The following is a 2843-nucleotide window of genomic DNA, read 5'->3' as shown; positions in this document are numbered from 1 at the left end:
CCTCCCCCACCCGCCTCGACCTTCTCGTCGAGCGCGACGATCGCCCCGGGATGATCACCGGGCTCCGCCCCGGCCGGCACCGTGATCGTGAACGGCACGGTGACGGTCCCTCGCGCCGGCACGCTGACGGAGCTGCCGGGCAGCTTGGCCCAGGCCCCCACCCCCGACATCTTCTCGCCGACGGACTTGACGGCGAACCCCCCGTCGCGGGCGGTGTTGTACGCGTCGGCCGCGTACAGCCGGAACCGCATGGGCCGATCGGTCTTGTTGGCGACGACGACCTTGTCCCGCACGGTGTGCCCGGGATCGGCGGAGACGAAGAAGTACGGCCGGGCGGCGACAGCCGTGGACGCCGGATAGACGGACCAGCTCCCGTTGTCGGCGGCCCGAGCCGGAGCCGGCAGCAAGAGGAGGAGCAGGACCGGGACGAGCCCGAAGAGCTTCCGCATGGAGACGAACCCCCCTGGTGCGAAGGGAAGTTGGACGGTCGGGCGGATGCGGACCAGTGGGGTGGACGCCCGGCCGTCTGGTGCCCCGCGCTCAGGTCAGCGTCAGGGTGAGGACGCCGGCGTAGCTGCCCGGAGGCGTGAACGCCGGTACGTCGAGGGAGAGTTGCGCGCCCGCGGTGAACTCGCCGCCGGCTCCGGCCCCGTCGGGCGTGGCCGCGAGGGTCGCGCCGCCGCTGCCGACGACGCCCGCGCTGCCCGCCTGGCAGGTGCTCGGCGAGCCCGGCTTCGTGGTGCAGGACGGTGTCCAACTCAGCTTGCCCGCCGCGATCTTGGCGCCGGGTCCGGTGAAGTCGGTGACCTTGCCGGTCAGGGACCAGCCCGCGGGACCGCCGCGGAAGTCCTTGACGGTGACGGTCTGGAGCGCGCCGGTGGACGCGTTGCCGCTGCCGAAGTCGACGGCGGAGAGCGCGACGGAGTCACCGGCCTGGGACATGGCGAGCGTCCCGGCCTTGACGGTGGCGGTGACCTTCTGGCTGCCGGGCGGTACGGGCGTGTCGTTGACGACGACGTACGCGGCCGGTCCGGCTCCCTTCGTCTCGGACCAGGCGCTGCCCTCGTAGGCGACGATCCCGGTGGTGGTCAGGTCGTTGACGGTGAGCGAACCGCTGATCGCGCCGCTGGAGCTGGCGGTCACGGTCGCCGTGTCCTGGGTCTGGCCCGCGCCCGCGCGCCCGGCCAGGGTGACGCTCGCGCCGGCGGTGAAGTTGCTGCCGCTGACGGTGACTGCCGCGCCCGGCGCGCCCGATGCCGAACTCAGTGAGATCGTCCGGGTGTTGGCGGGCGGGTTGGCCGTGGCGGTGACCGTCTCCGAGGCCGGTGCGGGCGGGTTGGTGACGGTGCAGGGCGTGTCCAGCTCCAGGATGTAGCTGGTGTGGATGTTGTAGTCGCCGGGCGAGAGGGTGATCGCGCCGGGCGCGGTCACGGTGAACGACCCGGTCATGGAGAACGACGGGAAGGGTGCCCGGCCGGGCACCGGGTCGTTCTTCTTGGGCCCGGCGACCGTGACGCTGCCGGTCTGGGCACCGCCGAGGGTGACCTTCCCGGTCGGGGTCATGATGTCGGCCGGCAGGGCCAGGTCGGTGGGGTTGCCGGCGGCCGGAGTGACCACCGTGTAGGTGACGTTGACGGTGTCGCCGACCTTGGGCGACGTGTTGTCGACGGCGATCTTCGCGGTGGTGGTGCCGTCGATCGGCGGGATCCCGGAGACCGCCGGGGGGATGCAGTGGGTGGGGAAGTCGACGTTCGTCGCGGCCGACGCGGGGCAGGCGAGCGCGCCGCCCGCGCCGAGCGCGAGCGCGGCCGTCCCGAGCAGTGAGACCAGACGCCGTCTTCGAGTGGGTGTGCGACCCATGGGTGCCCCCTCCTTCTTGGGGTGAAGGCGCAGCGGCTCTTCTGCGCCGACAGGGGGCATTGACGTGGAGGCGGCCGAAGAAGTCAATGGACTCGGCGGACAAAGCTGACGGTCGGTCAGCTGAAGAACTGACAGACCGTCAACTCACTTCGCGGGTGCGGAGGTTCAGTCGTAGATGAACGGGCCGGTGAGTTGCGGGGCGGTCGCCGAGCAGTTGACGGTGATACCGAAGACGACCATCGACAGGCCGCCGCCGAAGATGTCCAGCTTGTCGCCCGAGGCCACCGTGCCGTTCAGCGGGCCGACGGTGATCGGGTCGTTGACGGCCATCGCCGGGTTCGCGTTACCGCTGAAGACCCGGCTCGCGCCCGTCGAATTCGCCATCGTGAGCGTGGAGTTGATGCTGTTCGCGGCGATCGTGAGCGGTGCCTTGATCGCCGTCGTGGACAGCGTGAGGGTGGCGGCGGTCCCGGTCTGGGTCGCCGTGAGGGTGGCCGCACCACCGCCGAAGATGCCGCACGTGGCGGTGAACGTCGCCGTCGTGGGGCTGACGGCGGCTGCCGTGGGAGCGAGCGCCAACCCGGTGACCGCGAGGGCCCCGGCCAGCAGTGCCGCACCTGATCCGATTCGCTTGCCTCTCATGGAGTTTCCGGCTCCTTCCGGGGGGAGAGACGGACGGCCGATCGGGGCGGGAGGGTGCGGACTCCGGCCCCGGTGGGGAAATCTGACGGCCCGTCGGAATCAACGGCTCCATTGATGCGTGGGAGACGCGCGAGGGCAAGGCCCCTTTTCAGCCAACGGCGAGAGTCCGCCGTACGGTCCCGTCCGGCCCCGCCACCACCACGGGCGTCCCCGCGCCCCCCAGATCCCGCACGGCGGCGAGATCCTCCTCCGTCACGTCCTCCCCGGCGGTCACCACTGCCGCCGCCTCCAGCGACTCGGCGCCGGACGCGACGGCCATCGCCACCGCCGTACGCAGCGCG

At 71.7% G+C, this 2843-nt stretch carries 2 protein-coding genes and 2 pseudogenes; all 4 read right to left on the bottom strand.

Annotated elements, in window-relative coordinates; genetic code table 11:
* A pseudogene (locus AOK24_RS41965) lies at positions 1 to 449 on the bottom strand (WxL protein peptidoglycan domain-containing protein); the annotation flags it as partial.
* A gap of 91 nt (positions 450 to 540) precedes the next feature.
* Positions 541 to 1860 (bottom strand): beta-xylosidase, encoded by a 1320-nt coding sequence (locus AOK24_RS41960; protein WP_055725129.1) that lies wholly within the window; start codon positions 1858 to 1860, stop codon positions 541 to 543.
* A 165-nt stretch (positions 1861 to 2025) separates the two neighbouring features.
* Complete coding sequence (locus tag AOK24_RS41955; protein WP_055725128.1) at positions 2026 to 2502, bottom strand: hypothetical protein; 477 nt, start codon at positions 2500 to 2502, stop codon at positions 2026 to 2028.
* Positions 2503 to 2650: 148 nt separating this feature from the next.
* Positions 2651 to 2843, bottom strand: a pseudogene (locus AOK24_RS41950) (cytidine deaminase); the annotation flags it as partial.

Origin of the sequence: Streptomyces niveiscabiei, assembly GCF_001419795.1 — a bacterium.
Taxonomy (GTDB): Bacteria; Actinomycetota; Actinomycetes; order Streptomycetales; family Streptomycetaceae; genus Streptomyces; species Streptomyces niveiscabiei.
Note: the sequence above shows the minus strand (reverse complement) of the source record. Positions and strands in the feature narration are given on the sequence as shown.

Bases quoted from the DNA above. Each gene is read 5' to 3' on its own strand.
- AOK24_RS41960 (WP_055725129.1), bottom strand. From the start codon at position 1,860: ATGGGTCGCACACCCACTCGAAGACGGCGTCTGGTCTCACTGCTCGGG.
- AOK24_RS41955 (WP_055725128.1), bottom strand. From the start codon at position 2,502: ATGAGAGGCAAGCGAATCGGATCAGGTGCGGCACTGCTGGCCGGGGCC.